The organism is Shewanella goraebulensis (assembly GCF_030252245.1).
In the GTDB taxonomy this organism is placed as follows: Bacteria; Pseudomonadota; Gammaproteobacteria; order Enterobacterales; family Shewanellaceae; genus Shewanella; species Shewanella goraebulensis.
In genome coordinates this window covers 2,007,119-2,032,360 of sequence record NZ_CP126972.1, presented here as the reverse complement: position 1 = coordinate 2,032,360, position 25,242 = coordinate 2,007,119, and the positions used below count along the sequence as shown (strand labels likewise).

The window sequence follows — 25,242 nt, the reverse complement described above, 5'->3', positions numbered from 1 at the left end:
TTTGTTGCGCGCATTGTTACTTCCACTTAGTCAACACTCAACAAGAAGCCTTAAAAACTACTGCTGAAACCACAAAAGCCTAAAAAATGGAAAACCAAAAACAAAAAAAGGACAAAATGTCCTTTGAAATTGTTCGGTAAATAACTGTTATAACGAATAACTATTATGCATTGCCCTCTTCTGCCCATTCGTTCAGCTTCCTATCAATTGTCTTGCGAGAGATATTCAAATGTTCAGCGGCAAGTAACCGATTACCTTGATAGAGGTTCACAACCCTTAAAATGTGGGCTTTTTCAATTTGTTTTAAATCCCAATCTACGGGAAAGAAGTGTTGGCTTGAACTAGGCAGCTCATTTTTTTCCAGCCTTTGGGTTTGTAGGCAGTCCGTTTGCGGGTTTTGTTTAAAAAATTCATTCGGCAATAGGTCCATCAACAAACATTGCTCTACCGTATTCTTTAACTCTTGAATATTTCCTGGCCAGCGATACTCAGTCAGACTTTGAAAGTCCGTTACTCGCCAAGCTTGAAAACGATTAAGTAGCACTTCCCTATTAGAGTCACTGTTTGTGATTAATTGATTAGTGAAATACTTAACCAACAATACAATATCTTCAGCGCGCTGATTTAGTGGCGCTAAGTACATATTAAGACCTGCAAGTTGATAATAAAGCTCTGAGGAAAATGCCCCGCTTTGAACCCGTTTTAACAGTGAAGAACAGCTTAAACTGATGAGGCGAAATTGTGGGTTACTGATTAGTTCAGAAGAAGATAACAACTGCATTAAGGCAATTTGACCAGACACTGAAATCTCATCGATATGGTTAAAAACAACTAAGGTAGATTGAGTTTTCTCAAAACTCAACTTGCCAAGCTCTGTCTGCTGATAAAGGTTTAAATTATCCAGACTAAATTGCGCTTCATAACGGCAATTAATATTAATTATCTGGCTTTTATTAACCGATAACTGCTGTAAATGTCGAACTGCTAGTTTTTTCCCGGTACCGCTCTGCCCTTCAATTAACAAAGGTTTGCAACTGATACTGGCATTAATGATATTTAAACGAATAGCATCAGCAACTTTGCTGTCGCCAATATGTTTATCCAGCTTCAGGCTAGAAACCTTAGTATTGTTTTGGGTTTTACATTGATGTTTTACACACCAGCGTGAAATAACAGATTCAAGACGAGAAACATTAATAGGCTTACTGATAACGTCTTTTGCGCCCAACCGCATCATGCTGAGTACATCTTCAGCTTCAACAATACGGCTCAAAACCATAAAGTCTTTGGGAAATATCTGTTGCTCAGTTAATTCTGGATAAACATTAAAGTTATAATTTTCATAAGGTTCAATAAACTTAGGTTCAATAAACTTAGGCTCTATAAATTTAGGCTCATGAGGTTTAGATTGAATAAACTCTTGTTTAATAGGCTTTGCCTTAATGGACTTTGGTTTTATGTTCTCTGGCTGAATGAGCTTAGGTTGAGAGTGATTAGACTGAAAGCTATTTAACTTAGCTTGATTTAATTGAACAAAACTAGACTGATTATTCTTTTCAGTTAAGGCCTGCCAAAATGCAGACACTTGCTTAATATCAATAATAACCAGATTAAAACTAAAGCGCCTGTAACTCACCACGGCTAACTCAACACTTCTAGCATATTGAACCAATCCAAAGTGCTGAGATAATGTCGGCTCTACCTTTTGCCACACACTGACATTTGGCTCTATCACCAGTACCGCAGCCTCAAGGGGTTTTATAGCTTGTGATGTTTTATTCAAAGGTGTTGTTCCCAAACAAGCTGTATCGGAAGATAAAAGGCTCTAAGCATTAGCAATATTCAGCCTTGTTTATTCACAAACACCATGGACAAAAATAATTTATTAATACTTATTATTTAAAGATAATGCGAACAGGTTTCATCGCAAAGTTAATAGTCAATTCCAGTGCAAGAAATCCAACCTTGCCCACAAATATAAACTTTTGCTTGTATGTTAATTTGCAACTGAAACAGCAATAATTACACTAGCTTGTAATTATATTTAGCTTTATCGATTCCATTTACTTTAGGATTACTATGCCCGCTGACTCAAACATCATTTATATGAGCACTAAGCAAGTTGCTGAATATTTGGATTTAAACGAGAAAAAAGTCTACTCAATGGCAAACCATCGTATTTTACCCGCGACAAAAGTCACGGGGAAATGGTTATTTCCCAAAGTGTTAATCGATAGATGGCTTATGGACTCATGTCACAGTGGTATGTTGTCCGACAGAATGCATATCACGGGTAGTGACGACCCGCTACTGTCGATGTTAGTTGCACAGTTAATGTCCGAAGGTGATCACCAAGAAATAATCAGTTATAGCTCAACGGGTTCAAAGTCAGGTTTAGAGTTACTTTCACGTGGCTATGCTGATGTTTGCAGTATTCACTGGGAAAGCGAGCACGGTAACCGTGATAGCTTATTTTCATTATTAAAAAGCTACCCTAATCATCAGCAATGGATATTGGTCAGTGGCTATGAGCGCCATCAAGGTTTAATGGTGCGACAAGAAATGGCTTCACTTTTTGAAAGTAATATAGCTGTACCACAACAACCACTAAGATGGGTATCACGCCAAAAAGGCGCAGGCAGTCAACGACACTTAGAACAATGGTTAACAGAGCAAAATGTTAATGTAAATGAACTACTTTACACCGCCACAGCGAAATCTGAGCGTGAGTTAGCAGGCTATATTGCTCGTAATAATGCTGACATTGGCTTTGGCTGCCAAGCTGTTGCTGCCGAAAGTGGCTTACACTTCATCCCTAAACTGACCGAATCATTCGACTTTGTTATGTCACAAAGCATCTTTTTTAGACGTCAACTTCAAGCATTAATTAACTTGTTAAACCAAACTCAAACGACACAACTCGCCAATTTATTATCGGGCTATCAGTTAACGAAAAGTGGCGAGCTGCTTTGGCGAGGTCAGTAACAATTAAGTACTGTAATCGCTGCATTAAATAAAGCATAAAACAAAATCACCCTAAACACGTCAAAGACTTGTACTCGCAGAATAAGGCAGGTAGTATTTTTTTATAATAATGACAAGGATGATTCATTGAATACCAAAACCATTAATCCACAACACCTTCTTTTTGCGCTTATTTTAGGTGTGCTCGGTTTTATCATCAATTGCTACCCCATTCCCATTTTTGCCAATGTTCAATTGGTGATCGGAAATACTTTTAGCATTATTTCAGCTGTCATCTTAGGCCCATGGTATGCCTTAATCACTGCTCTATTGAGTGCTTCTGGTTTAATGCTTACTTGGGGGAGTCCTCACGTCTACTTAATATTCAGTGTCGAAGTACTTTTCATTGGTTATTCTCGTAGAAAAGGCTTATATCCATTATATGGTAGCGCACTCTACTGGCTCACTATCGGTATGCCATTGACTTACCTTTATATGAAAACCTTTAGTGACCTACCAGGCAGCCACATGCCTTTTGCTATTATTAAACAAGGGATTAATGGATTAATCTACGCTAGTTTGGCTTCATTACTTATAGTATTGATTCCGAAACTATGGCAATTCAATGGTCGAAGTATCGCTAGAACTCGCCGTTCTTTTAATGACCAAGTCACCTATTTCATGACATTAATGCTTACATTATGCTTGTTAATTTCGGCGCTAACATTCAATTATTTATTCTTAGAAAAGCAGCAAACACTTTTACATCGAAACTTAACTGAAACAGCTGTGCACCTCAGTTCTGCCACCGAGCAATATATTGAAAACCATAAAAGAGTCGTCGAGTACGCAGCAAATTTTCTCAGTTTAGCGAATACAAGCAGCAATGAGTGGCAACCCATGCTGAGTAAGTTGCACAACAATTACCCAAGCTTTATCACCATGCTTATCGCTAATGACGAAGCAAAAGTAGTTGCAGGAAGTCCGGGTGTAATGATGTTAGATGAAAATAGAGACATCAAAGATATGTCGATTAAAGATAGAGACTATTTCATTGAATCATTTCACAATCATCAGGTATATGTATCACCGGTATTTAAAGGTCGAGGGTTTGGTAACGATTCAATAATTGCCATTAGCGCACCTTTTTACCATGGCAACAACGCAACCAAAGCCGCAGGCATTATCGAAGGATCATTAGATTTACGCTTTTTTTCCAGTATTGATAGCAAAAATAACTATGGCGATAAAGAGTTGCTTGTTTTAGTCGATAATAATAATCACATTATTTATGCGACAACAGAGCTTGGATTAACCGAACACGAAGATTTTAAGTACTCAAATGATAAAGGTCAGTATCACATCACTTTAGATGTAATTAAAATTAATAATTTAGAAGCAACCTCGCCTGAATATGTTTATACCAAAAAGAAATTAAATAATGGTTGGCAACTATATGTACTTCAGCCACTTTCCCCATTATTAAAAACGGCTGAAAGCCAAATGTTGGGCACATTTATACTGCTTATTATCTCAATTATTCTCACTTCTTTTATATCGAGAAAAGTGTGTCAGTTACTCACAGCTCCATTAGAAATTGTCGCTAATCAATTTGGGCAAATGAGCAATGAAGAACTTAAAAGCCAAGTCATTGATGAAAACTCTTCCAAAGAAGTGTTTAATTTATACCAGAGTTTAACCGCCAGTAAACGGGCTTTGTTAAAGCACCAACTCGAATTGGAAGAAACGGTGGCTATTCGCACCGATGAACTAGAACAAGCCAATAAAAAGTTACTATCGTTAGTCGAAGAAGATCCGCTCACAGGGCTTAAGAATCGTCGTTTTGCCGAAGATAAATTTGAAGCCGTACTAGACTTCTGCCTTCGTGGAGAACATGCCATTACTATAGTCATCTTAGATTTAGATTTCTTTAAAAAGGTGAATGATACTTATGGGCATTTAGCTGGTGATGAATGTTTACGTGTGGTATCAGGGTTACTAAAAAATGAATTTAAACGTGATACTGATATTGTGGCTCGATACGGCGGTGAAGAGTTTTTACTGATCCTGCCACTATCAAATGCGCTCAAAATCGAACAACACTTAAATAAATTCAAACAAAAGCTATCAGAGGTTGTAATAACCTCTCCTACGAGTGAACAGCAGTTTTCTGTCACTACTAGCATTGGAGCAATTACTGCTAACGCAAGCTTTTCGAATGATATCGATGTTTGGATAAAAGTGGCTGATGACAATCTTTATGCCGCCAAAGAACAAGGCAGAAACAAAGTCATCATTAATGTGATTAACGAACAGGTTACTGAGCAAAAGGCACAATAAAACCTTCAATTTGCTCAATCATATAAGGATAAAAAGGGTTCCACTTTTGTCTTAACATTTCAGATGCAGGGATACCGAATAATCCCCGTTCACCTGTAAATATTGCTTGGCCAATTTGAATATGTGCATTTTCTTTTTGATAATGAGGTCCATATAAGGGATCCGGCTCAGGAAATGGTAACGCCACATGAGAAAGTGAGTAAACTCCTCGCGGCCATTCAAGCTTTAATGGTTCAGAGGTTTGGCTCTTTCCTTTATCGGTAATAGTGTTTTGAATCTTAGTTTCTTGAACATAGTGCTCGCGTTCAATGTCATTTTCAATCAAGGTTAATCTATAATCCATGGCGTTATTTAGCCATAAAGGTGCCATCTCCTCCATTGGGTCATTCACAATCAATTGACGATTATTAGGGTTACGGTTGATATCAAATATAACTAACTGATGCCTACTCGAAGGTAAAAACTGATATAAATGCTCCACTACAGCAGTAGAAGACACAGTATCGTCAGCTAACGATTGAAAAGTGAGTATCGGCGGTAATGACTTTAGTTGCTCATTATTCATAGTCGAGGTGATTTGATAATTTCGCTGTGATAACTGATAAACAACATCACCTGCATTCACGGCAAATGAAGTGTATTTAAATGGATCGTACTCCGCAGAAATACTATTCCAAAATAACTTTTCATAACCTAGCACATTTCCTAGCAACGCTTGCCACTTTGCTCCAGCAGCTATAGGCTGAAGCCCAATAGCAGGTGAGATAAAGACCATCCCTGAGTATACAGACTTCATTGCTAATGGCTCACTAGAGTGAGTAGATAAAACAGTTTTAACACTATTTTCCAGCTCTAGATTTAATGCCAGCGCAGCGCCAGTTGAAAAACCAACCACATATAAAGGCTTGCCATTAAGCTTACTTTTCATATGTTCAGTGGCAAGATTTACTGCACTGGCAAGATCTGGCCAAGTAATATCTGTTAAACCTGCAGGAATGGTACCGTGGCCAGGTAGTCTTAGTCCTAACACATAAGCGGAATCTCGAAAATGTTTAGCTATATGAGACATCGCGTAAGGTGAATCAGACATGCCGTGAATTAACAACACACCATATTCAGCCGAGGGATTAGACCACTCAAATGTGCGGTTCCAGTTAGTTTTCCACATTCTAGGATCTGATAAACTACTTGTTTCGTAGCGATTAATTAAAGAAGACTTACTTGGCTGATAAGTTTGATAAATCTTACTTTCAAGTTCGCTGAATAAGTCATTTTCTAGTGCAATATATTCATTAAAAGTTTTTAAACCAGATTGTTGATGATATTCATGTTTCAGTTCGGTGGTATGCCAAAGATCAAGTTCTGAGCGAGCATTAAGCAACCACACCACAGCGGCTAGAAAAACAATAATACTGCCAATGAGACCGTATACAGCAAAGAATAGTAGTTGCTTAGTTGAGCCAATTACGAGCGCTTTCATTCATCTATCCTTGAAGTGGGTAAACTAACTATGTGAATCAAATTGATAACTGCTCTGATTTACGCTGGTGAATACTCTATTAGAGTCTAGCCTACAATAATGATAATCTAACAAAAATGACTGAATTAACAGATATTAACATGACATCTGACCTGTATGACGATAAAAAGTATGGTTTAAAAATAGGTGTGGATAATCCAGAAATTGCCTTCTACCTGCCTAACGCCCCGCTAATGCCAAATTTTAATAGCGCTCTATATTCGGGGATATGTTTAAACCTAGAACACCAAGTTAATGTTGATATTGGTGCCGATGTTGACATTGAAAAAGTGATCGAATTGAACGGCAATCATTGGCGTAAAATTTTTACGATAATGGCAAAAATCACCGTATCAGATGACAAGCCTGAAAGCTGGCGCAACCACAGAAACCAAGTATTGAGTGTCAACGGTTCTGGGCTAAAAACCATTCTGCACATTAAGTCTGAGAAACTCTGTTCAAACGCTAAGATACATATTATTTGTGGTCAGCAAGCATTTGACGATTTGTCTCGTATTGAACCGTTGGCTCATTTAAATGATAATCAGACCGTCACAGTGCTGGGCGATAAACAAAAAATAATGGCGCATAAGCAGATACTTATTGCGCCATACTTAGATTATCGTCAGTTTCCTAATCAGCTCATTTCCGAGCTAAGACAATATATAAAGTCTTTCGTTTAATCATAAATAGTTGGAATTGGCTGACGCTTATGTTGAGTGCGTTTGTAAATCGCAATTAACTTGTCCTCAACGCTTTCATCAACTGATTTGCCTTCTAGAAAGTCATCAATTTGATCGTAGCTTAGTCCAAGCGCCACTTCGTCTTCAAGCTGTGGCTTGTCGTCTTCTAAATCGGCAGTAGGCGCTTTAATCACCAACACCTCTGGCGCACCTAAAAAGCTAGCTAATTGACGTACCTGACGCTTATTTAAACCAAATAACGGGGCTAAATCACAAGCGCCATCGCCAAATTTTGTATAGAAACCAGTAATATTTTCAGCACTATGATCAGTACCAACCACTAAGCCACCCGTTAAACCAGCAATATGATATTGAGCAATCATACGCATACGCGCTTTGACATTGCCTCTGACAAAATCAAGGTTATCATTTCCAGCAACGGTGATGCCGGCATCTTCTAAGCCTGTTACTGTTGCATTGTGAACCCCAACAACTCCGTCAGCAATATTCACAGTGATCTGTTTGCTTGGTTTAATAAACTGGCAAGCTAACTGCGCTTCATCTTCATCTTTTTGTACTTGATAAGGTAAACGCACCGCAATAAATTGATAAGCTTGTTCAGGATTCGATTCGTTTAAACTATCAACCGCCAACTGACACAATCTGCCCGTCACGGAAGAGTCAACACCACCACTTATGCCAAGCACTAGGCAGTGTGCATGTGCTTCAACCAATTTAGTCTTCAAAAATGCCACACGACGTTCAACTTCATAAGCCGGTTCAATCGCCTTAAGTACTTTCATTTCTCTTAAGATTTGTCCCTTCACAATGCTCTCCCAAGTTTACCGCGAGTTTAAATAGGCTTGATTTACTTACAATGAGGTAGTTAATCAATTTACCCAAACATCCTACTGAAATTTACCGCAGGTACAAGTGCAAGTTGCGCTAATTTACCTTGTTGTGAGTAAACAAAAAAGGCGGCCATATCACTATGGCCGCCTTTTCATCAAATATTGATTTATCTTTCCCAGTAAGACTCTTCTAAACTGTCTTCGCGTTCTGGTAAACCGCGAGAAAGTCTTGGGCTGTGTTGGGCTAGCACTTCGTATGCGACACGGTTAGCGTATTTACATACTTGTGAGAACGATGAGTAACACAGACCATCACGCTGATGCTTGCTCGAACCCGGCACGTTAGTTTTATGGAAAGTATTGGCCGATAAATCATGTAATAACGCCGCTAATGCACCATCTCCTGCACCATTGGTATTTCTGATTAACTCAGGGCCACCCATGTAAGGAGAAATATGTGCAAACACTTTAATTGGTGTTTCACAATCTGCTTTTAACTTTGGACGAGAGAACTCGTAACGGTTAAATTCAGGAATAGCGCCAGGAAGAAGTATATGGCTGGTTGCACGCTTTTCAGTATCTTCAGCGTAACCTGCAGTATATAAACCTAGTGGGCCAGCTGTACAAAGCACCATATCCGCCCACTCAAGCGCAGCATCACTTGCCAGTAACGGATCGCTAAATCCAGTTAACGCCTCACCTTCATCTTCATTCATCGCCAAAATAGTCACATTTTCACGGATGAAATCTTGCCACCACTTCGGATCTTCTTGAATTAAGAAGCGAGTACCTAAGGTTAGTACCACTGGTACATCCGCAGCTTTTGCATATTCAATCGCTTTCATTGCTGCTGATGTCATACCGTCGCCTTCACTGGCACGCATTAAATATGCAGTGATCACCAAAGCTGAACTATTTTGCACAACTTCTTGATCGATATACTCAGGAGTGAGTTTATCCATAGAGCCTTTACTAATGGCAAAGGTTCTTTCACCGTCTTCAGAGATAAGCGTGAAACAACGACCAATAGGGCCATCAACAGGTTGCAGATAGTTCAAATCAACTTTTGATGAGGTATTGCAAAGGTAGCGATAAGCATAGCTGCCTACCATGATATTTTGGCTCATCACACCGAACAACACTGAACGGTCATCAGCCAAAATGGAATAATTGTGTACTGTATTACCAATGGTGCCGCCAGCAAACTCGTCGCTGATCATCTCATTGCTTTTTAGCTCATGGTAAAGTTCATGGGCTTGTTGGTCATCAATGAGGGTTGAGTTCCCTTTTGGAAGACCATAACGGCTTAAAAGCTCGTCTTCTACTTTAGCTTCAATATCTACCAAGGTTTGGTCGATACCACAAATATAAGTCGACACCGACTGCTCTTGTTGGGTTAACTGAGCCAGTAATGGGTCTCTGTTATTGACAGGAAAATAATGCTTAGATTTGCGTTGACCAGGAAACTTCATCTTAAACTCTCTGAGTAGGCATCCGTGCTAAAAGGGATAATGAATAAATACGGCATTTTGCTTATTAACAAACGCTAATTTTAACACAAAAACAATCAACACAAAGATAGATATCTATCTTTGTTTCTTTTTGTGACGGTGATTTTATTTATGCCATAAAAAAGCCTGCAATGCAGGCTTTTTTATGAACAACAGCAATCAGATACTGTTGCTTAACACATAACTTAGGTAATTAACCTAGTAACTGTTTAACTTGCTCACTAACAGCGGCAACAGTTTGTGTTCCATCAAACTTGGTGTACTGAGTATTACCTTCAGCAGCTACTTTACCGTAGTACTCTACTAACGGCTTAGTTTGCTCGTGGTAAATACCAAGGCGTTTACGTACTGTTGTTTCTTCATCGTCAGGACGGATAGATAAATCATCACCCGTCACATCATCTTTACCTTCCACTTTAGGTGGATTGTAAACGATGTGATAAACACGACCAGAACCAGAGTGAACACGACGGCCACTCATACGCTTAACGATTTCTTCGTCTGGTACGTCAATTTCGACAACGTGATCGATTTCAATACCGTTAGCAACCATCGCATCTGCTTGAGGAATAGTGCGCGGAAAACCGTCTAATAAGAAGCCTTTCACACAATCATCTTGTGCAATACGCTCTTTAACTAAACCAATAATTAGGTCATCTGATACTAACTGGCCTGCATCCATCACTGATTTTGCTTCTAAGCCTAATGCTGTGCCAGCTTTAATTGCAGCACGAAGCATGTCACCAGTTGAGATTTGTGGGATACCGTATTGCTCCATAATAAACTGAGCTTGTGTGCCTTTACCGGCACCAGGGGCACCCAATAGTATAATGCGCATCTCAAAAGTCCTCTTTATTGCTTTCATATTTTTAGGCCGCGATTCTCGCACATTTAGCCTGTCTTTAGAAGGCAAAAAGCGAAAGAGTTAGACCAATATCTAATACGCCTCGGCGTACTTATAAGGGTGCTGTTTAATACAGTAAGCTGTATAAACGGCGGCGATACTGATTGGCAAAGGTATTGCCTTGCCCTAAAGCAGTCAGTATTTCCATAAACACTTGTTTAACTTTGCCATCGGCCGCTGATAAATCTTTTTGCAAAATCACAAATAAGCTTTCTAATGCTTCTTCGCCGCGATTTGCTTGATTTAACGCTTTAGCAAGGTCAATTGAAATGTCTGTATTATCAGGTTGTTGATCTAGTGCCTGTTGTAACTGGCGGATTTCAGGCGTATCAGCCGCATCCTCAGCTAGCGCAAGCTTGGCTTTAAGGTTTTGATAATAGCTATCTTGGTCCGCAAGCCCTATCGTCTCTAATAAGGTTTTAGCGTCAGCTAAAATGCCAAGCTGCAAATATACATCAACTAAGACCAATGCCACTTCGCCATTCTGCTCAGATTCAGCATAAGCACTTTTTAATAGCGCCAATGCTTCTTCAAGCTTTTCTTTAGCTGGTTTTTCTTCAACAAGTATTGCTTTAGCGGCATTTAAGTCTTGCACCCACACAGCAGGTAAATGCTTATTCAGTAGCTCGTTGACTTGCGCAGCACTTTGCGTGCCAGCAAAACCATCAACAGGCTGGCCTTTACTGAGCACCAAATGAGTCGGCAAGCTTTGAATTTGGAAGTAATTCGCAATTTCTAACTCTGCTTCACAATTCACTTTAGCCAAAATAAAGCGACCTGCTTGCTCGTTGGCAATTTGCTCCATCACTTGCAGCATTTGCACACTTTCAGGCTGTTGCTGCGCCCAAAAAGACATAACAACAAAGTTATCCATCGAGGCATCAACCACTTGCTGGATGTTATCTTTGGTTAAATTAATTATATGTTCCATCTCGGATCCTTGTTAGCTATCCCATTAACTCAGTATCACACTGGCTAAAAATGATTGCTAATAAAAAGCGGACACTGGGTCCGCTTTTTGGTTATAACTTACTAAGTAACAGGATGAACTGTGCTTACTTCAAGCTTGCTACTAGCATTTCATTGGTTAGCTTAATAAACGCAGAAGGATCCGCTAAGCTACCTTTTTCTGAAAGCTGTGCTTGTTGCAGTAATAAATCTGCCCAGTTAGCAAATAACTGCTCATCTTGCTCGTTGTTTAAACGCTCAACCAGTGGATGATGCGGGTTAATTTCAAACGTTGGTTTAGACTCAGGTACAGGCTGACCAGCTGATTGCATAAGCTTAATCATTTGCGATGACATTTCACCTTCACCAGCAACCACACAAGCAGGGGTATCAGTTAAGCGTGAAGTCACTTTAACGTCAGCTACTTTAGCGCCTAAAGCAGTCTTCATGCGCTCAACTAAACCTTCAGCTTCACCAGCCAATTTTTCTTGTGCTTCTTTTTCAGCCGCATCTTCTAACTCACCTAACTCTAAATCACCACGAGTCACTGAATGCAGTTTCTTGTCTTTAAATTCAGTTAAATGGTTAATTAACCACTCATCGATACGCTCTGACATTAAGAGTACTTCAATGTCTTTTTTACGCAGCAATTCAAGATGTGGGCTGTTTGCTGCGGCTTCATGGCTGTCGGCAACAATATAATAAATCTTATCTTGGCCTTCTTTCATACGGCTGATGTAATCATCTAAAGATACATCAGTCGCCGGGGTATCATTGTGAGTCGAAGCAAAGCGTAAAAGGCCTGAGATACGTTCACGGTTTGCGAAATCTTCAGCTGGACCTTCTTTTAATACTTGGCCAAATTCAGCCCAAAATGCCTGATACTTTTCAGCATCATTTTTAGCCATTTTTTCAAGCATACCCAGTACGCGCTTAGTCACACCACCACGTAGTGCTTTTGTCACACTGTTATCTTGTAAGATTTCACGCGACACGTTTAACGGTAAATCATTTGAATCGATTAGACCTTTAACGAAACGCAGGTAAGTCGGCATGAACTGCTCAGCGTCATCCATGATGAATACACGTTGAACAAATAATTTAAGGCCATTTTTAGCATCACGGTTAAACATATCCCACGGCGCTTTGCTCGGAATGTACAGTAAGCTAGTGTACTCTTGCTTACCTTCAACACGGTTATGAGACCAACTCGCAGCATCGCCATAATCGTGTGAAATATGCTTATAGAATTCTTGATACTCTTCATCAGAGATATCAGATTTGCTACGAGTCCAAAGCGCAGTAGCTTTGTTCATTGGTTTCCACTGACCTTCAGTAGCAGGAATAGCTTCACCGCCCTCTTCAGTCGCTTCAACCGCTGGCGTACCTTCTTCAAACATTTCTACTGGTACTGAGATATGATCAGAGTACTTAGTAATGATTGAACGTAAACGTGTATCGTCTGCGTATTCTTTTTCTTCGTCACGTAAATGTAGCGTGATTTCAGTACCACGGCTGTTTTTAGTGATGGTATCAACAGTAAAGTCGCCTTCACCTTCTGATTCCCACACCACACCTTGGTTAACATCAGCACCTGCAGCACGAGTACGAACAGTAACTTTGTCGGCAACGATAAATGCAGAGTAGAAACCGACACCGAACTGACCAATAAGTTGTGAATCTTTTGACTCTTCGCCAGATAAGTTCTTAAAGAAATCAGCAGTACCTGATTTAGCAATAGTACCTAAATGTTCAATTACACCATCACGTGTCATACCGATACCGTTATCTTCAATCGTAACGGTGCCTTTTTCTTTATCGGTGCTAATACGAACGCGAAGTTCTGTATCATCTTCAAATAAGGTGTTGTCAGTTAAGGCAAGGTAACGCAACTTGTCTGCAGCATCGGCCGCATTTGAAACTAGTTCACGTAAGAAAATTTCTTTATTTGAATATAAAGAATGGATCATCAGATGAAGAAGTTGTTTTACTTCGGTTTGAAAGCCATGTGTTTCTTGTTGAGACATGAAAATTTCCCTTGGTTTAACGTTAATACAGCAATTTTATTGAAACCATTTCGGTATGCTCAATAAAACTAAAATTCTTTGTTACCTAGGAAATGGGGCGTGAAATTACGTTTTCAAGGGGATTTTTTTCTGATGGCTAAAAAAAACGCAAAAAGGGCTAAATTAGCCCCTTTTTATTTATTACACGTCAAGGTTATGCCGTCTAATATAATGCCTATAGCGGAATGCGACCGTTAAATGATAATGCCAAAGTAGTGCTATCGACATATTCAAGCTCTCCACCAACGGGAACACCGTGAGCAATGCGGCTGATAACCACATTATGACGACGTGCAATATCAGCAATAAAGTGCGCTGTTGCATCACCTTCAACCGTTGGGTTTGTCGCTAAAATAAGCTCGGTAACATCTTCTGACGACAAATGCTTTTCAAGTAACGCAAGACCTAACTCGTCAGGGCCCACGCCATCAAGTGGTGACAAATGGCCTAATAAAACAAAGTAACGCCCCATAAAATGGCCACCAGCTTCAATAGCAAGTACATCTGCTGGGGTTTCCACCACACATATAACGCTAGCGTTTCCTCGTTTAGGGCTACTGCAGATTGGGCATAAATCTTGTTCTGTAAACGTACGGCACGCTTGGCAATGCCCTACTTCACTCATAGAGCGCTCAAGAGCGTTTGCCAGTTTTTGCCCCGCTTTACGGTTACGTTCCAATAACTGAAATGCCATACGCTGCGCAGACTTAGGCCCGACACCGGGTAGGCAACGTAAAGATTCAATTAACTCATCAACTAGCGGACTAAATTTCATAACCTAATACTGGCCTTAACAGTGCTATTGCACTTCATAAAAATGGGATTGGCTGACTCAACATTTTATCAGCTAAATGAATGGGTGATTATTATCGTAAGCGATAAAGATTGCAAAGAGTATCTGAGCTGAAAGCGCGGTTAGGCTTTACAACCCTGTGAATCATTCATGCTGAACCATTAACCTCACCGCAGCTCATCTCAAGCTGCCAGTACTATCATTCTCTACTATCGTTTATTACTTTCAAGAAGTGCTTTCAAGAAGTGGTAGTAGATAGCAGCAACTCATCATCCTAATAAAAACCTACAAACAGCTAGTCTGTTTGTAGGTTATCGTTTGCAGATCGATAGCGAAACACCTCTTCAAGAGGTAAATTAAATACCTCAGCAATCTTGAACGCGACTTCTAATGTCGGCGAATACTTATTTGATTCGATAGCCATTACCGTTTGTCTAGTGACACCGATAAGCTCAGCAAGTTGCTTTTGGGTCATTTCGTCATGTAAAAAACGTAAGGTACGAATTGAGTTAGTGATCCCAACACCACCTTGATCATTTTTACCCATAAATCTCTCCCGTGCGACCTTTGTACAACTGCACGCCATAATGAGCGACTTCAGCAACAAGAAATGCCACTAACAAAATGTGCAAAGGTAAATGTGGGATAGGCTCAAAAAATAAGGCTTCTGATTGTTGATCCAAACTGTATTGCACAATCGCCAACACCACACCTACCTGCAAAATCATTGCAGAATATTTATAACCAACAAGGTTAATCTGTTTCTCACGCACATCCATGGGCTGATTCAGTTCATCGTCACTAACAAATGCAAGCAGGATATAACTGATAACCATTAATACGACTGAGTAGATAATGACTTCTAATAAAACACCAGAAATCCATACAGTTGATGCAAGTTCTTCAGCGCTCGCATAATACATACGATTAATATAAATATAAAAAATATATGCCGTCACCAATAAATCCACCGATAACGTAACTTCCCTAAAACTGGTTTCTTGCAGCCACTGAAATAATTTATGTTTAATATTCATGTTAACCAAACCCCACTTCATGTTAAATATTTTTAACTTATGATTAATTTAAGCTTACTTTTTTTTCATGTCAAATATTTTTAACCTGAAGTAAAGTATTAAGTACTTAAGTTGTATTCGATATAAAGGTACAGACCAATGCTAGGCACTTAGCAACTGTCGACTTTTCATTGTTTTGGGGGATAGTTTGTTTTTTTGGAACCTCGCTAACCGCTAGATTTGTTATAGGGTTACTTAACTGACAGCAATAAAAAAGGAAGCGATTAAGCTTCCTTTTTTATTGGAAAATGATAAGCCGTTTACTAACTCAGGTGCTATTCATTAAATATGACATGAACTATGCCACTTTGAATTGTGAAATCGTCTGAGTCAGCTCTTGAGTAATGTCCTTTTGGGCTTTACTTTTAGTGGCCATTTCTTCCGTTTGTGACACAGCAGTTTCAGCTAACTGGTTTACAGAAACGGTTTGCTTAGTAATTTCATCTGATGCAGAAGCTTGCTCTTTGATGGTCGATGCGGTTTCATTCGACTGCTCTTTAATCAGTGCTATAGCTTGATTAATTTGCGCAAGTTTATCGCTGACTTTACTAATAAGTTCTACGCCTTGATCTGTTTTGCGTTTACCTTGATTCATCGCTAATACCGCGCTTGAAGCAGACTCTTGTAGTTTGGCAATAATCTTCTCAATATCGCCGGTTGAATCTTGAGTTCGACTCGCTAAGGTCCTGACTTCGTCAGCAACAACGGCAAAGCCACGTCCTTGCTCACCCGCCCTTGCCGCTTCAATCGCCGCATTAAGTGCCAGTAAATTGGTTTGCTCAGCAATGTTTTTGATCACTTCTAACACTTCAGAAATAGACTCAGAGTTTTTATGTAAATCACTCACAACCTCAGTCGCATTGCCAACTTCTTCAGTAAGATCTTCCATCAAGGTGTTTGCGTTATCAGCAAGCTGGCTCCCTTGTGACGACTCTTCTGTCGCTCGTGTAGCGTAATCTAGCGATGTTTGTGCATTATCAGAGATACCGTGAATCGTTTGCGTCATTTGTGTGGCTGCGGTAGCGATTTGTTCGATATAACCTTTTTGAGTATTCACAGTCGTTGTAAAGTCGTTGACCAAGATGCTCACATTGTCAGACTCCCTCATAACCTGCTCTGTCGTATTATTACATTGGCCAATAATGGCTTGAATATTTTGTACAAAGGCATTGAATGAGTCGCTTAACTGGCCAAGCTCATCATTACTATTAATATCAATTCGTTTTGTTAAGTCACCTTCACCAGAAGCAATATCATCCATTGCGGCAACGATACGGTTAAGTGGTGTAGTCAGGAGTTTTTGAATAGTAAAAAAGATTACTGCAGAGGTAATTAGCATCACCAATAAAACCATAATGATTGATGACACTATGGTGTCAAACACAGGGTCATCGATAACATGCATTGGCACCATGAAGCCAACTCGCCAGTCGAGCGCTTGAACATCATCATTCACTGAGGTGACATAAGCAAGGTAGGTTTCCCCCTTAAAGGTCACTTCACTGATCAGCTCTTTTGTATCTTGGCTGTCACTAAGTAATTGGCCAAATCCATTTGCGTCATTGAAAATGCTATCAACGCGATCCAATTTCGGCAGCTGGCTCATATCTATTCGGTTCTGATTATCAGGAAAAGAGATAATTTGCCCTTCGCGGGTAAACAAAAAACCAAAGCCTTCGTTTTCAAACGTCATGGTATCAATCAGGCCACTTTTAATTTCAGACGCTAAGATATCGATGCCCATCACACCAAGTAGTTGGCCAGAATAACCATAAACCGTTGTTTTTATAGATGTAACAATAGAACCGTCATTGGCATCAATTTCTGGGTTCGTGATAAAAAGTCGATCTTTCTTTAGCGCTTCTCCCCACCAAGGTCGCTTACCTGTGAAATAGGCTGAGTCGTTGTAGCGACCATTGATGTCAAAATACTCTTGTGTGGCAGCAGGTGCATAAAATACAGACTTTATCATCGGGTCATAAGCAGACTCGTGTTTGAATAGTTTAACCAAGTTTTGATATTGAGGATCACTATCAATGTCTGAGCCACGCTGGGTGTATTGGCTGAACCAGCCATTAACGAAAGAGTTGCCTTTAAGCGAAGTAACCACTCGGCTACGTTCTCTAAAGAACTCATGAATACCATTCGATGTTTCTTGAGTCGCACGCCTGATCTCTTGAATAACCGATTGTTCAACACTTTCAGCGCGATAAGTGGTTACAGCATAAGCAACGATAATGGCGATAACTGCAATGATGCCAGAAACGGAAAAGAGCACTTTACGTGCCACCGATTGTCTAGATTTCATAAATACATACCCTGGGATTTAAGTTTTTTATCAAACACAGAGGGCGTGGCCTTAATCAACAAGCCTAAATTTACTTAAAATCTGCTCAAGACAACGCACACTGTGTGATATTTATTATTGTTCTACTTACAAACACAGAACGATTGAAGTATTTTCATCATACAATAGCTCAGTATCTTTTTGTAATAAAAAACCAACAAAAAATCAAATACTGCCATTATTAATCAACAACATACCATGTTCACACTTTCACTCTCATCGACAATTAACATTCTAGTCACTTATCGATAGGCAAAACAAAATGCGTCTAAACCTGTCGTAATAACCCTTTTAACCTAAATGGTTCGGGTATGCTCACTTACTAATGTTTAAAAACTAACGCTTATTGAAATAGTATTTACCTAAAAGCACAGTCATAATCCCGCTCAAAATCACCAATGATGATATAGCTAAGCTTAAAGTAAACACTTCATCAGCAAATATCACCCCGCCAACGGCCGCTATAACTGGTACCAGTAATTGCACCACACCAGCTTGAATTCCAGATAATCCAGCTAATGCTGTATACCAAATGACATAACCCACAGCCGATGCGAGGCCGCCAGAGATTATCGCTAATAAAACTCCTGTAGGTGTTATTGTCGAAAACGAGATAGTTGCCATCGATAAAATGAACACCAGTGGCAAAGTGCGGATAAAGTTAAAACTGGTATCGCTAATAGGTTCGCGAGACCGCTTACCTTCAAGGGTATATAAGCCCCAAGCAACACCAGATGCCGCCATCAATACAAAACCAGATATTGAAGGTGCACTCGCGCCTGGCATGACTAAGTAAACAAAACCTGCAAAGGCAATCATGACACCAAACCACTCAGCAAAATGCAGTTTTTGACCTGACATTGCCCCGCCAACAATCATAGTCATTTGGACTGTACCAAATAAAATTAGCGCACCAGTTCCTGTATCTAGGGAGGTATAAGCGTATGAGAAGGTAATTGCATAAATAAATAGCATCAAGGCGGCTTTCCAACTACCTTTAGAGAGAGCTTGAGGATGGTATGATTTAAAACCTGCAGTTGAATGGCGACTGCTTCGTAACTTTTCCTCGTCAGTAGAATTGACTTGTCGCCAATTTGCCAATTGCAAAATAACAATTAACACCACTACTCCTGACAATAACCGAATTGCTGTAAAGCTTGCAGGATCGATAAGATCGTTTCCCAGTGCGACTCGACATAAAATGGAGTTTCCCGCAAACGCGAGTAATGCTAACAGGGTATAAACAAGGGTTTTCATAAGGGATGATATTTCAACTTAATTCTCTCGCCATCTACTGAAGATATATAATGAAATGTAGTTACTTTTTGTAGTTATTTTTTGTATATACTTTTTGTTGATTCTTTCTACGTATTTTTTTGTACCTGCAGCCGTTGTGAGAATATAAAAGCCATCTCTGGCTTGTTAAGCTTTCTATCCTCATTTTCTAGCCTTCTTTCTGCACTTCCAGTTCTACCTTTCCGTTCTACCCTTCTTTTCTGCCCTTTTGCTCAACATTGATACTTTTGCTGCATGTATTGTACTGACAAGCGAGCGATGTCTTTAAACACATCTAAGTTTAAATCAGATAACTTATTAATATATAGACACGATTTACCTAACTTATACTTGCCAAGGTTTTTAAGTAAGCTCTCAAACTCATTAAAACCTGGCATAATATAGACCACTAAGTTTTGTTTTCTGGGCGAAAAACCAATGACTGGTGAGTCTCCTTCTCGGCCACTTTCATATCGATAATGATATTGGCCAAAACCAATAATACTGCCAGTTAAATACGGTTTGTATCCTGATACTTCTTCCAAGATAGTCAGTAAAGTGTGAGCGTCTGATTTTCTTGTTTCCTTGTCAATATTCGACAGGAATTGTTCAACCTCAGTCATTTAAACTCCTTTTATAATGATGGTTAGTAATACAAAGCCATAACTAACAAAGTATATTTTTGCGGATGCATTTATTAACTGATGCATAAATTAACTTTAGTACAAAATAACTTCTTGAACATCAAGCTAAGGGAGTTTCAAAAACTACTTTTATCTAACAAAAGACAAACATCAGCTATGCTCCATTTTCCAACCTATGTATGGAAACTGGATCCAAAAAGAGAAGTAAAAGAATGTTAAATACCAGTATGGGTAAACAAACTGAATACCGAGATCTTTATATAGCGCTAGCAATAAATAATCATAAATGAACAATGGAAGGGTGAGATAAAAAGCGAGCCAGCACGAGTTTACAAAATGCTTGTTGTCGTCCCACATTTTATTAAGGGTATAGCGAGTAACAGGAAAGTAAGCCAGTGTCACCAAAGGCACGATAATTAGTTTAGCTTCTAAATACCATTGTTGATAGTAATCAGGTAAGCCAATTAAGTAAAAACTCAGCCAAGTAATAAAGCTATAGACTAACAATTGAAAATGTTTTTTAACCGACATTATCACTGTTACCTCGTTAAACTATAGAGAAGAAGCATGATTTATAGCGTTACTTATCATACTCTCAATGCCTGCTTTTTTATTTGTTTTTTTCATACATAGCAGCCATGCCAATAATAGCTTCAGAGATAAAGATAACCCCATATTGGAGACTGACACCAAACATAACACCTATTCCAGCTTGAGGATCTGGGTCAATCCCAAACAATAAACCTATCGCCAGTATTGAAACAAAAAAGCCAGCTAAAGCTCTGCAAGTCGTTTTTAACGAAGTGGAATAAGTATTTTTATTCGATAATAAATAAACCACCGCATATGGGAGCATCATTAGAATAGTTGCAGTAACCCCACTTCCCCAAAAACGCCAAGTCATTGCCAAAAGAGATAAAATCGATAAACACTTAATTACATTAAATACCGTTAAGTTAACCATAAGCCTTCCTTAGCTAATAACCTTAGTTCAATGATAATGCTGTATGAGCTCAATACTGTTCACTTTGTTATTGATTTCATATTAAGTATTTTCAAGTAACTCTATGATTTCATCAGATACTTGTATCATATTCTGATGAATATGGTGAGACAGTAACGTTAAATTATTAAAATCAGGTTTAGCGATTATTACAGCCTCAATTATTGAATATTGAGGCATTTCAGTTTTATATTTGTTCCACTTGGTAGATTTTAACAAGTTCCAATATTCTTTTTGGATTGGGATGGTATTACCCAACAACCAAACCTCGAACCTCATCTCTAAGTGATTAAGTACAAGACCTAGCTTAAGCTTTTTACTCTTTAAAAAATCATTGGTGTAATAGAAATACGTGTAATCCATATAACCATGAAGGATTGTTGCAAACGAATATTGATGCCCTAGCTCTTTTGCAAGCTCCGTTCTGGTATTCATCATAAGTTTAACTAACTGGTTATATGCAACGATTATGTCTCCCTTACGAAGCTCATTTTGGTAAACTGCAACAATGTCATTTAAATTTTTCATAATTACTCGCAGAATTAGCAGCTATTTTCCTTGCATGAGTTAACCATATACCAAAGGGAAATTTCATCAACAAATGGCATAACAAAACGAAATATTAAGTCAATCGTCGCCCACAAAAAAGCCCAAGTCGATGACTTGGGCTTTCATTTAAACTTAACGAGCTTCTAACTCTGCATATTGCTTAGCTAGATACTTGTAGTCTTAGAATGGCATTTTCATTCCAGGAGGTAATTGCATACCACCAGTCACTTCTGCCATTTTAGCTTTTTGATTTTCTTCGATGCGACGAGCTGCGTCGTTGAATGCTGCAGCGATAAGATCTTCCAACATCTCTTTGTCGTCTTCCATTAAGCTTGGGTCGATATCAACTTTGCGGATGTTGTGTGCACCTGTCATGGTCACTTTAACTAAACCTGCACCCGCTTCACCAGTCATTTCTGACTGAGCGATTTCTTCTTGCATTTTAGCCATTTTGTCTTGCATTTGTTGGGCTTGTTTCATTAAGTTGCCCATACCGCCTTTTCCAAACATAGTCTTTTCTCTTAATTAGGTTATTAGCAAGCAGCCAAAGTGGGGCTAATCTTACTGAAAAAAAATAAATTGGCAATAAATCTCAGTTTATTGCTATCAAACTTTTGAAGCCGCTAGCGCTTTCGCGCAATTATTGTGCGACTAAAGCAGGAATTTGTTGGCCAATAGCCTGTAACTTCTCTGCTGGATACACCAAGGTATCAGGATTTAACTGTGCAGCTAATCGTGTGAACATCCATTGTACTTTGTCATCATTAATTAAAGAGTAATTTGCATTAGCTAATAACTCACGATGGAATCTTTTTCTTAATTCTAGCGGTGTTTCATGTTTTCTGTCTAAACCAACTGTAATTGATACTGTTGTTGGTTCACCTAAATGTTCAGATAAAGCGATTTGAAGTTGCTCAATCGCCACATCAGCAGCCAAATGTTTCTGATCTGGCTTTAATAATAATGGAATTGGGTTTTCCAATCGCTGGCAAACAGAATTGACTGCCAATTGCCTTACTCGGCCACCAATGTTCAATGATGCCATCACCTTGTACCAATGTAAGTCTAGCTCATCACCTGATATTTCATGTTCACCACTGACAGCAATTGCTGTTGATGGCGCCACTTGCGACAGAGGTGTTTGTGATGGAGTTGTTTGTGATGGAGCTAAGGCATCACTCTGTTCACTAGCATTAACTTCGTTACTATCCACTATGTTATTTGTGGCATCATTCGATAATGAAGATGATACAGTCTCTGTCTTAACTGAAGCTGTATCGACTTGCTCAGTTGATTCAGCTTTAGTTAATAATTGCTCTTTAGTTATCTGAGCTTGAGCCATTGGTGGCTCGACAGCACCTTCAGGCTTATTCCAAGGCGCTCTATCATTCCCATTTTTAACTTCATCTGTTTCGGCAGAAGTCGCGTTAGATGAATGATCTTCTGAATGCGAGTTTGATTGCTGGTTTGATTCAGTTTGTGCATTTCCTTCTGCGGCAATTTTACTGCGTGGTGCGGGTACCTTAATACTAGGATTCGCTGCCGCCTGTTGCTTTTTTACTTGTTCACCTTCTGTGGCAAGTGTTGTTAAATCAGCTTTTAATGAATCATTGGTCGCCAGTACAGCATCAAGCAGCGCATCTAAGTCCGCCGCTTCTTCTGCAGTTGGCTCTGGCGCAGCTTTAGTCTCATTGACTTGAGTTTGCGGCGCGTTATTAGTTGAATGACTTACCATCAACTGGCTATCATCAAACGAAGAGGCTGAAAATGAATTCATATCATCGTGTTGATAATCATCCATTGAGCCTTCTTCACTTGCTTGGGCAAATTGCTCATAAGCATCCATTGGCATGCCATCACTGTCATTTGACTGCGCTTGAGGCTGATTTAAAGGTCCTGTTTTATGTTCAGGTTTAATTTCAGGCTCTGTTAAAGACTGCGCAGTAGATTGCGGCTTATCATCGTCAGCTGTAGGGGGGGGTACTTGCGCTTCAGCAGGTGCTGTTTCAGTGTTTGACTGCGTTAATTTTTGCTCTGTGACTGATACAGCTTTTTGTTTAGTTGCAAGCTCTGTTTCCTGCTCTGGTTCTGAATTAGCATTAAAACCTAAGCTACTTGCTTGGCTTAATAGTATTGCTTGTTCAGCAGCAAGAGCTTCGTCTGATTGAGCCTCTAGTTTAGGCTCTAGGTTAGATTCTGGCTCTAATTCAGTATGTTTAACTTCTTGAGCTTCTGGTTTTAGCTCTGACGTTGAAACAGCTTCAGCAATAGCTTCTGCACTTGGCGCAGCAGGTAATGACACTTGCGCAGCATCATCTGTGTGCCAACGTTTAACAGGCTTTTCTGGCACAAAGGCAATAGCTCTTAGTAATGCCATTTCTAACCCTGATTTAGGATCAGGGGCAAATGCCAGCTCTTTTCGACCAGTGAGTAACAACTGGTAATAAAGCTGTACTTGCTCGGGGGTTAGTTGCTCAGCGAAAGCTAGAATTTGCTCGCTGTAAAGTGATTGCTGCGCGGCAGCTGGAGCAAACTGGCCTAAGGTAATTTGGTGGAGTAACTCGAGTAAACTTCGCAGCACTTCATCGGCATCAGCGCCAAAGCTCAATACTTGCTGAATTGTTACCATTAAATTAGCAACGTCTGCATCACACAGGGCTTTTAAAAGTGCGATAACTTGTTGGGCGTCAATACTGCCTAACATAGTCTGCACTTGCTGATGCATGACTTGACCACTTCCAAATGCAATGGCTTGATCCGTTAAACTTAACGCATCACGCATACTGCCGTTAGCAGCCTTTGCCAATAAAGAAAGAGCTTGGGGTTCGTATTCAAGTTGCTCTTGAGTCAAGATGAAGTCTAATTGTTTAGATATTTCATCTTGGGAAAGGCTTTTTAAATTAAATTGTAAACAGCGAGACAACACTGTTACTGGCAATTTTTGTGGATCTGTCGTCGCCAATAAGAACTTCACATGCTCAGGTGGCTCTTCAAGTGTTTTAAGCAAGGCATTAAAACTACTGCGCGATAGCATGTGAACTTCATCGATAAGGTACACTTTAAAGCGACCGCGTGAAGGCTTGTACTGGACATTGTCGAGCAACTCACGGGTGTCATCCACTTTGGTACGCGACGCGGCATCGACTTCGATTAAGTCAACAAATCGACCTTGGGCAATTTCAACACAACTCGAGCACACCCCACAGGGCGTAGAGGTTACGCCTTGCTCACAATTAAGCCCCTTGGCAAATAGCCGAGCTAAACTAGTTTTACCGACACCTCGAGTGCCAGTAAATAAATATGCATGATGTAAGCGCTGCTGAGTTAATGCATTTGTAAGAGCCAATAAGACATGTGACTGCCCTACCATTTCTTCAAATTTTGCAGGGCGCCACTTACGGGCTAACACCTGATAAGACATGGAATTCCCCAAGCTTTATATAAAACGGGATAAATTATAGTCACTGTAATAAATACGGTATGTAAGATATGGTATCTAAAAACGGTATCTAAAGTCAGTATCCGAAAATAAAAATTAACAATAACATGCAACAGATTGACGCGCTATGCATACACAATAGATACGCCATTTGTCGGGCGGGTTTGGCGAAGATTTAGACTAAGTTAATCGCTATATTCCGATTAAGTATTATAAACCTTTACATACCAATGCAAACGTTACCAAGAATGGTATAAATAGGTGGCAGAGCTATATAACAGACATAAAAAAGCAGCGCTAAATGGTCTCCATTTTAGCACTGCCCTTATT

21 protein-coding genes are annotated in these 25,242 nt (G+C 39.6%); 3 read left to right on the top strand and 18 right to left on the bottom strand.

Translation table 11 applies throughout. From position 1 onward, the window contains the following. Positions 1-163: 163 nt before the first annotated feature. Positions 164-1,783: an AAA-type ATPase lid domain-containing protein gene (locus QPX86_RS08455; protein ID WP_285164916.1), complete on the bottom strand. Its 1,620-nt coding sequence runs from the start codon at positions 1,781-1,783 to the stop codon at positions 164-166. Between the two features lie 296 nt (positions 1,784-2,079). On the opposite strand from QPX86_RS08455, the gene QPX86_RS08450 reads away from it, so the two are divergent. Both QPX86_RS08450 and QPX86_RS08445 read left to right on the top strand, forming a co-directional pair. Continuing rightward, complete coding sequence (locus tag QPX86_RS08450) at positions 2,080-2,985, top strand: helix-turn-helix transcriptional regulator (RefSeq protein WP_285164915.1); 906 nt, start codon at positions 2,080-2,082, stop codon at positions 2,983-2,985. Between the two features lie 126 nt (positions 2,986-3,111). Continuing rightward, entirely contained in the window at positions 3,112-5,304 is a 2,193-nt protein-coding gene (locus QPX86_RS08445) for a diguanylate cyclase (protein ID WP_285164914.1), read from the top strand. Here the strand turns inward: QPX86_RS08445 and QPX86_RS08440 are convergent. Next, entirely contained in the window at positions 5,282-6,784 is a 1,503-nt protein-coding gene (locus tag QPX86_RS08440; protein ID WP_285164913.1) for an alpha/beta hydrolase, read from the bottom strand. The genes QPX86_RS08445 and QPX86_RS08440 overlap by 23 nt on opposite strands. 116 nt (positions 6,785-6,900) lie before the next feature. On the opposite strand from QPX86_RS08440, the gene QPX86_RS08435 reads away from it, so the two are divergent. Then, positions 6,901-7,506: a DUF6942 family protein gene (locus QPX86_RS08435; RefSeq protein WP_220754989.1), complete on the top strand. Its 606-nt coding sequence runs from the start codon at positions 6,901-6,903 to the stop codon at positions 7,504-7,506. Here QPX86_RS08435 and nadE read toward each other — a convergent pair. The 16 genes from nadE to dnaX all read right to left on the bottom strand — a co-directional run bounded on the left by nadE (position 7,503) and on the right by dnaX (position 24,894). Further along, positions 7,503-8,333: an ammonia-dependent NAD(+) synthetase gene (gene nadE / locus QPX86_RS08430; RefSeq protein ID WP_220754988.1), complete on the bottom strand. Its 831-nt coding sequence runs from the start codon at positions 8,331-8,333 to the stop codon at positions 7,503-7,505. The genes QPX86_RS08435 and nadE overlap by 4 nt on opposite strands. 191 nt (positions 8,334-8,524) lie before the next feature. Beyond that, the gene (locus tag QPX86_RS08425; protein WP_285164912.1) at positions 8,525-9,829 is read right to left on the bottom strand and encodes an inosine/guanosine kinase; all 1,305 of its coding nucleotides are present in this window, start codon (positions 9,827-9,829) and stop codon (positions 8,525-8,527) included. A 232-nt stretch (positions 9,830-10,061) separates the two neighbouring features. Then, on the bottom strand, positions 10,062-10,706 hold the full coding sequence (adk, locus tag QPX86_RS08420; protein WP_220754986.1) for an adenylate kinase: 645 nt from the start codon (positions 10,704-10,706) through the stop codon (positions 10,062-10,064). Positions 10,707-10,839: 133 nt separating this feature from the next. Beyond that, positions 10,840-11,703 (bottom strand): co-chaperone YbbN, encoded by an 864-nt coding sequence (locus tag QPX86_RS08415; protein WP_285164911.1) that lies wholly within the window; start codon positions 11,701-11,703, stop codon positions 10,840-10,842. A gap of 124 nt (positions 11,704-11,827) precedes the next feature. Continuing rightward, entirely contained in the window at positions 11,828-13,747 is a 1,920-nt protein-coding gene (gene htpG, locus QPX86_RS08410; protein ID WP_285164910.1) for a molecular chaperone HtpG, read from the bottom strand. Positions 13,748-13,961: 214 nt separating this feature from the next. After that, entirely contained in the window at positions 13,962-14,561 is a 600-nt protein-coding gene (gene recR / locus QPX86_RS08405) for a recombination mediator RecR (protein WP_285164909.1), read from the bottom strand. Positions 14,562-14,874: 313 nt separating this feature from the next. Then, positions 14,875-15,126, bottom strand: coding sequence for a helix-turn-helix transcriptional regulator (locus tag QPX86_RS08400; protein WP_220754982.1), 252 nt, complete (start codon positions 15,124-15,126; stop codon positions 14,875-14,877). Continuing rightward, positions 15,119-15,616 carry a hypothetical protein gene (locus QPX86_RS08395; protein ID WP_220754981.1) on the bottom strand — a complete coding sequence of 166 codons (498 nt, stop codon included), beginning with the start codon at positions 15,614-15,616 and terminating at the stop codon, positions 15,119-15,121. Before QPX86_RS08395 ends, QPX86_RS08400 begins: the two co-directional genes overlap by 8 nt. A 337-nt stretch (positions 15,617-15,953) precedes the next feature. After that, a complete protein-coding gene (locus QPX86_RS08390; RefSeq protein ID WP_220754980.1) occupies positions 15,954-17,963 on the bottom strand; it encodes a methyl-accepting chemotaxis protein in 2,010 nt (669 codons plus the stop codon). A 375-nt stretch (positions 17,964-18,338) separates the two neighbouring features. Then, on the bottom strand, positions 18,339-19,259 hold the full coding sequence (locus tag QPX86_RS08385; protein ID WP_285164908.1) for a DMT family transporter: 921 nt from the start codon (positions 19,257-19,259) through the stop codon (positions 18,339-18,341). 251 nt (positions 19,260-19,510) lie between these two features. Further along, a complete protein-coding gene (locus tag QPX86_RS08380; RefSeq protein WP_285164907.1) occupies positions 19,511-19,900 on the bottom strand; it encodes a DUF1801 domain-containing protein in 390 nt (129 codons plus the stop codon). Between the two features lie 171 nt (positions 19,901-20,071). Further along, the gene (locus tag QPX86_RS08375) at positions 20,072-20,452 is read right to left on the bottom strand and encodes a hypothetical protein (RefSeq protein ID WP_220754977.1); all 381 of its coding nucleotides are present in this window, start codon (positions 20,450-20,452) and stop codon (positions 20,072-20,074) included. Between the two features lie 79 nt (positions 20,453-20,531). Beyond that, positions 20,532-20,885, bottom strand: a complete 354-nt coding sequence (locus QPX86_RS08370; RefSeq protein WP_285164906.1) for a hypothetical protein — start codon at positions 20,883-20,885, stop codon at positions 20,532-20,534. A gap of 81 nt (positions 20,886-20,966) precedes the next feature. After that, on the bottom strand, positions 20,967-21,452 hold the full coding sequence (locus tag QPX86_RS08365; RefSeq protein WP_285164905.1) for a DUF7000 family protein: 486 nt from the start codon (positions 21,450-21,452) through the stop codon (positions 20,967-20,969). Positions 21,453-21,653: 201 nt separating this feature from the next. After that, positions 21,654-21,983 carry a YbaB/EbfC family nucleoid-associated protein gene (locus QPX86_RS08360; RefSeq protein WP_153916128.1) on the bottom strand — a complete coding sequence of 110 codons (330 nt, stop codon included), beginning with the start codon at positions 21,981-21,983 and terminating at the stop codon, positions 21,654-21,656. Between the two features lie 130 nt (positions 21,984-22,113). Next, on the bottom strand, positions 22,114-24,894 hold the full coding sequence (dnaX, locus tag QPX86_RS08355) for a DNA polymerase III subunit gamma/tau (RefSeq protein WP_285164904.1): 2,781 nt from the start codon (positions 24,892-24,894) through the stop codon (positions 22,114-22,116). Positions 24,895-25,242: the final 348 nt, after the last annotated feature.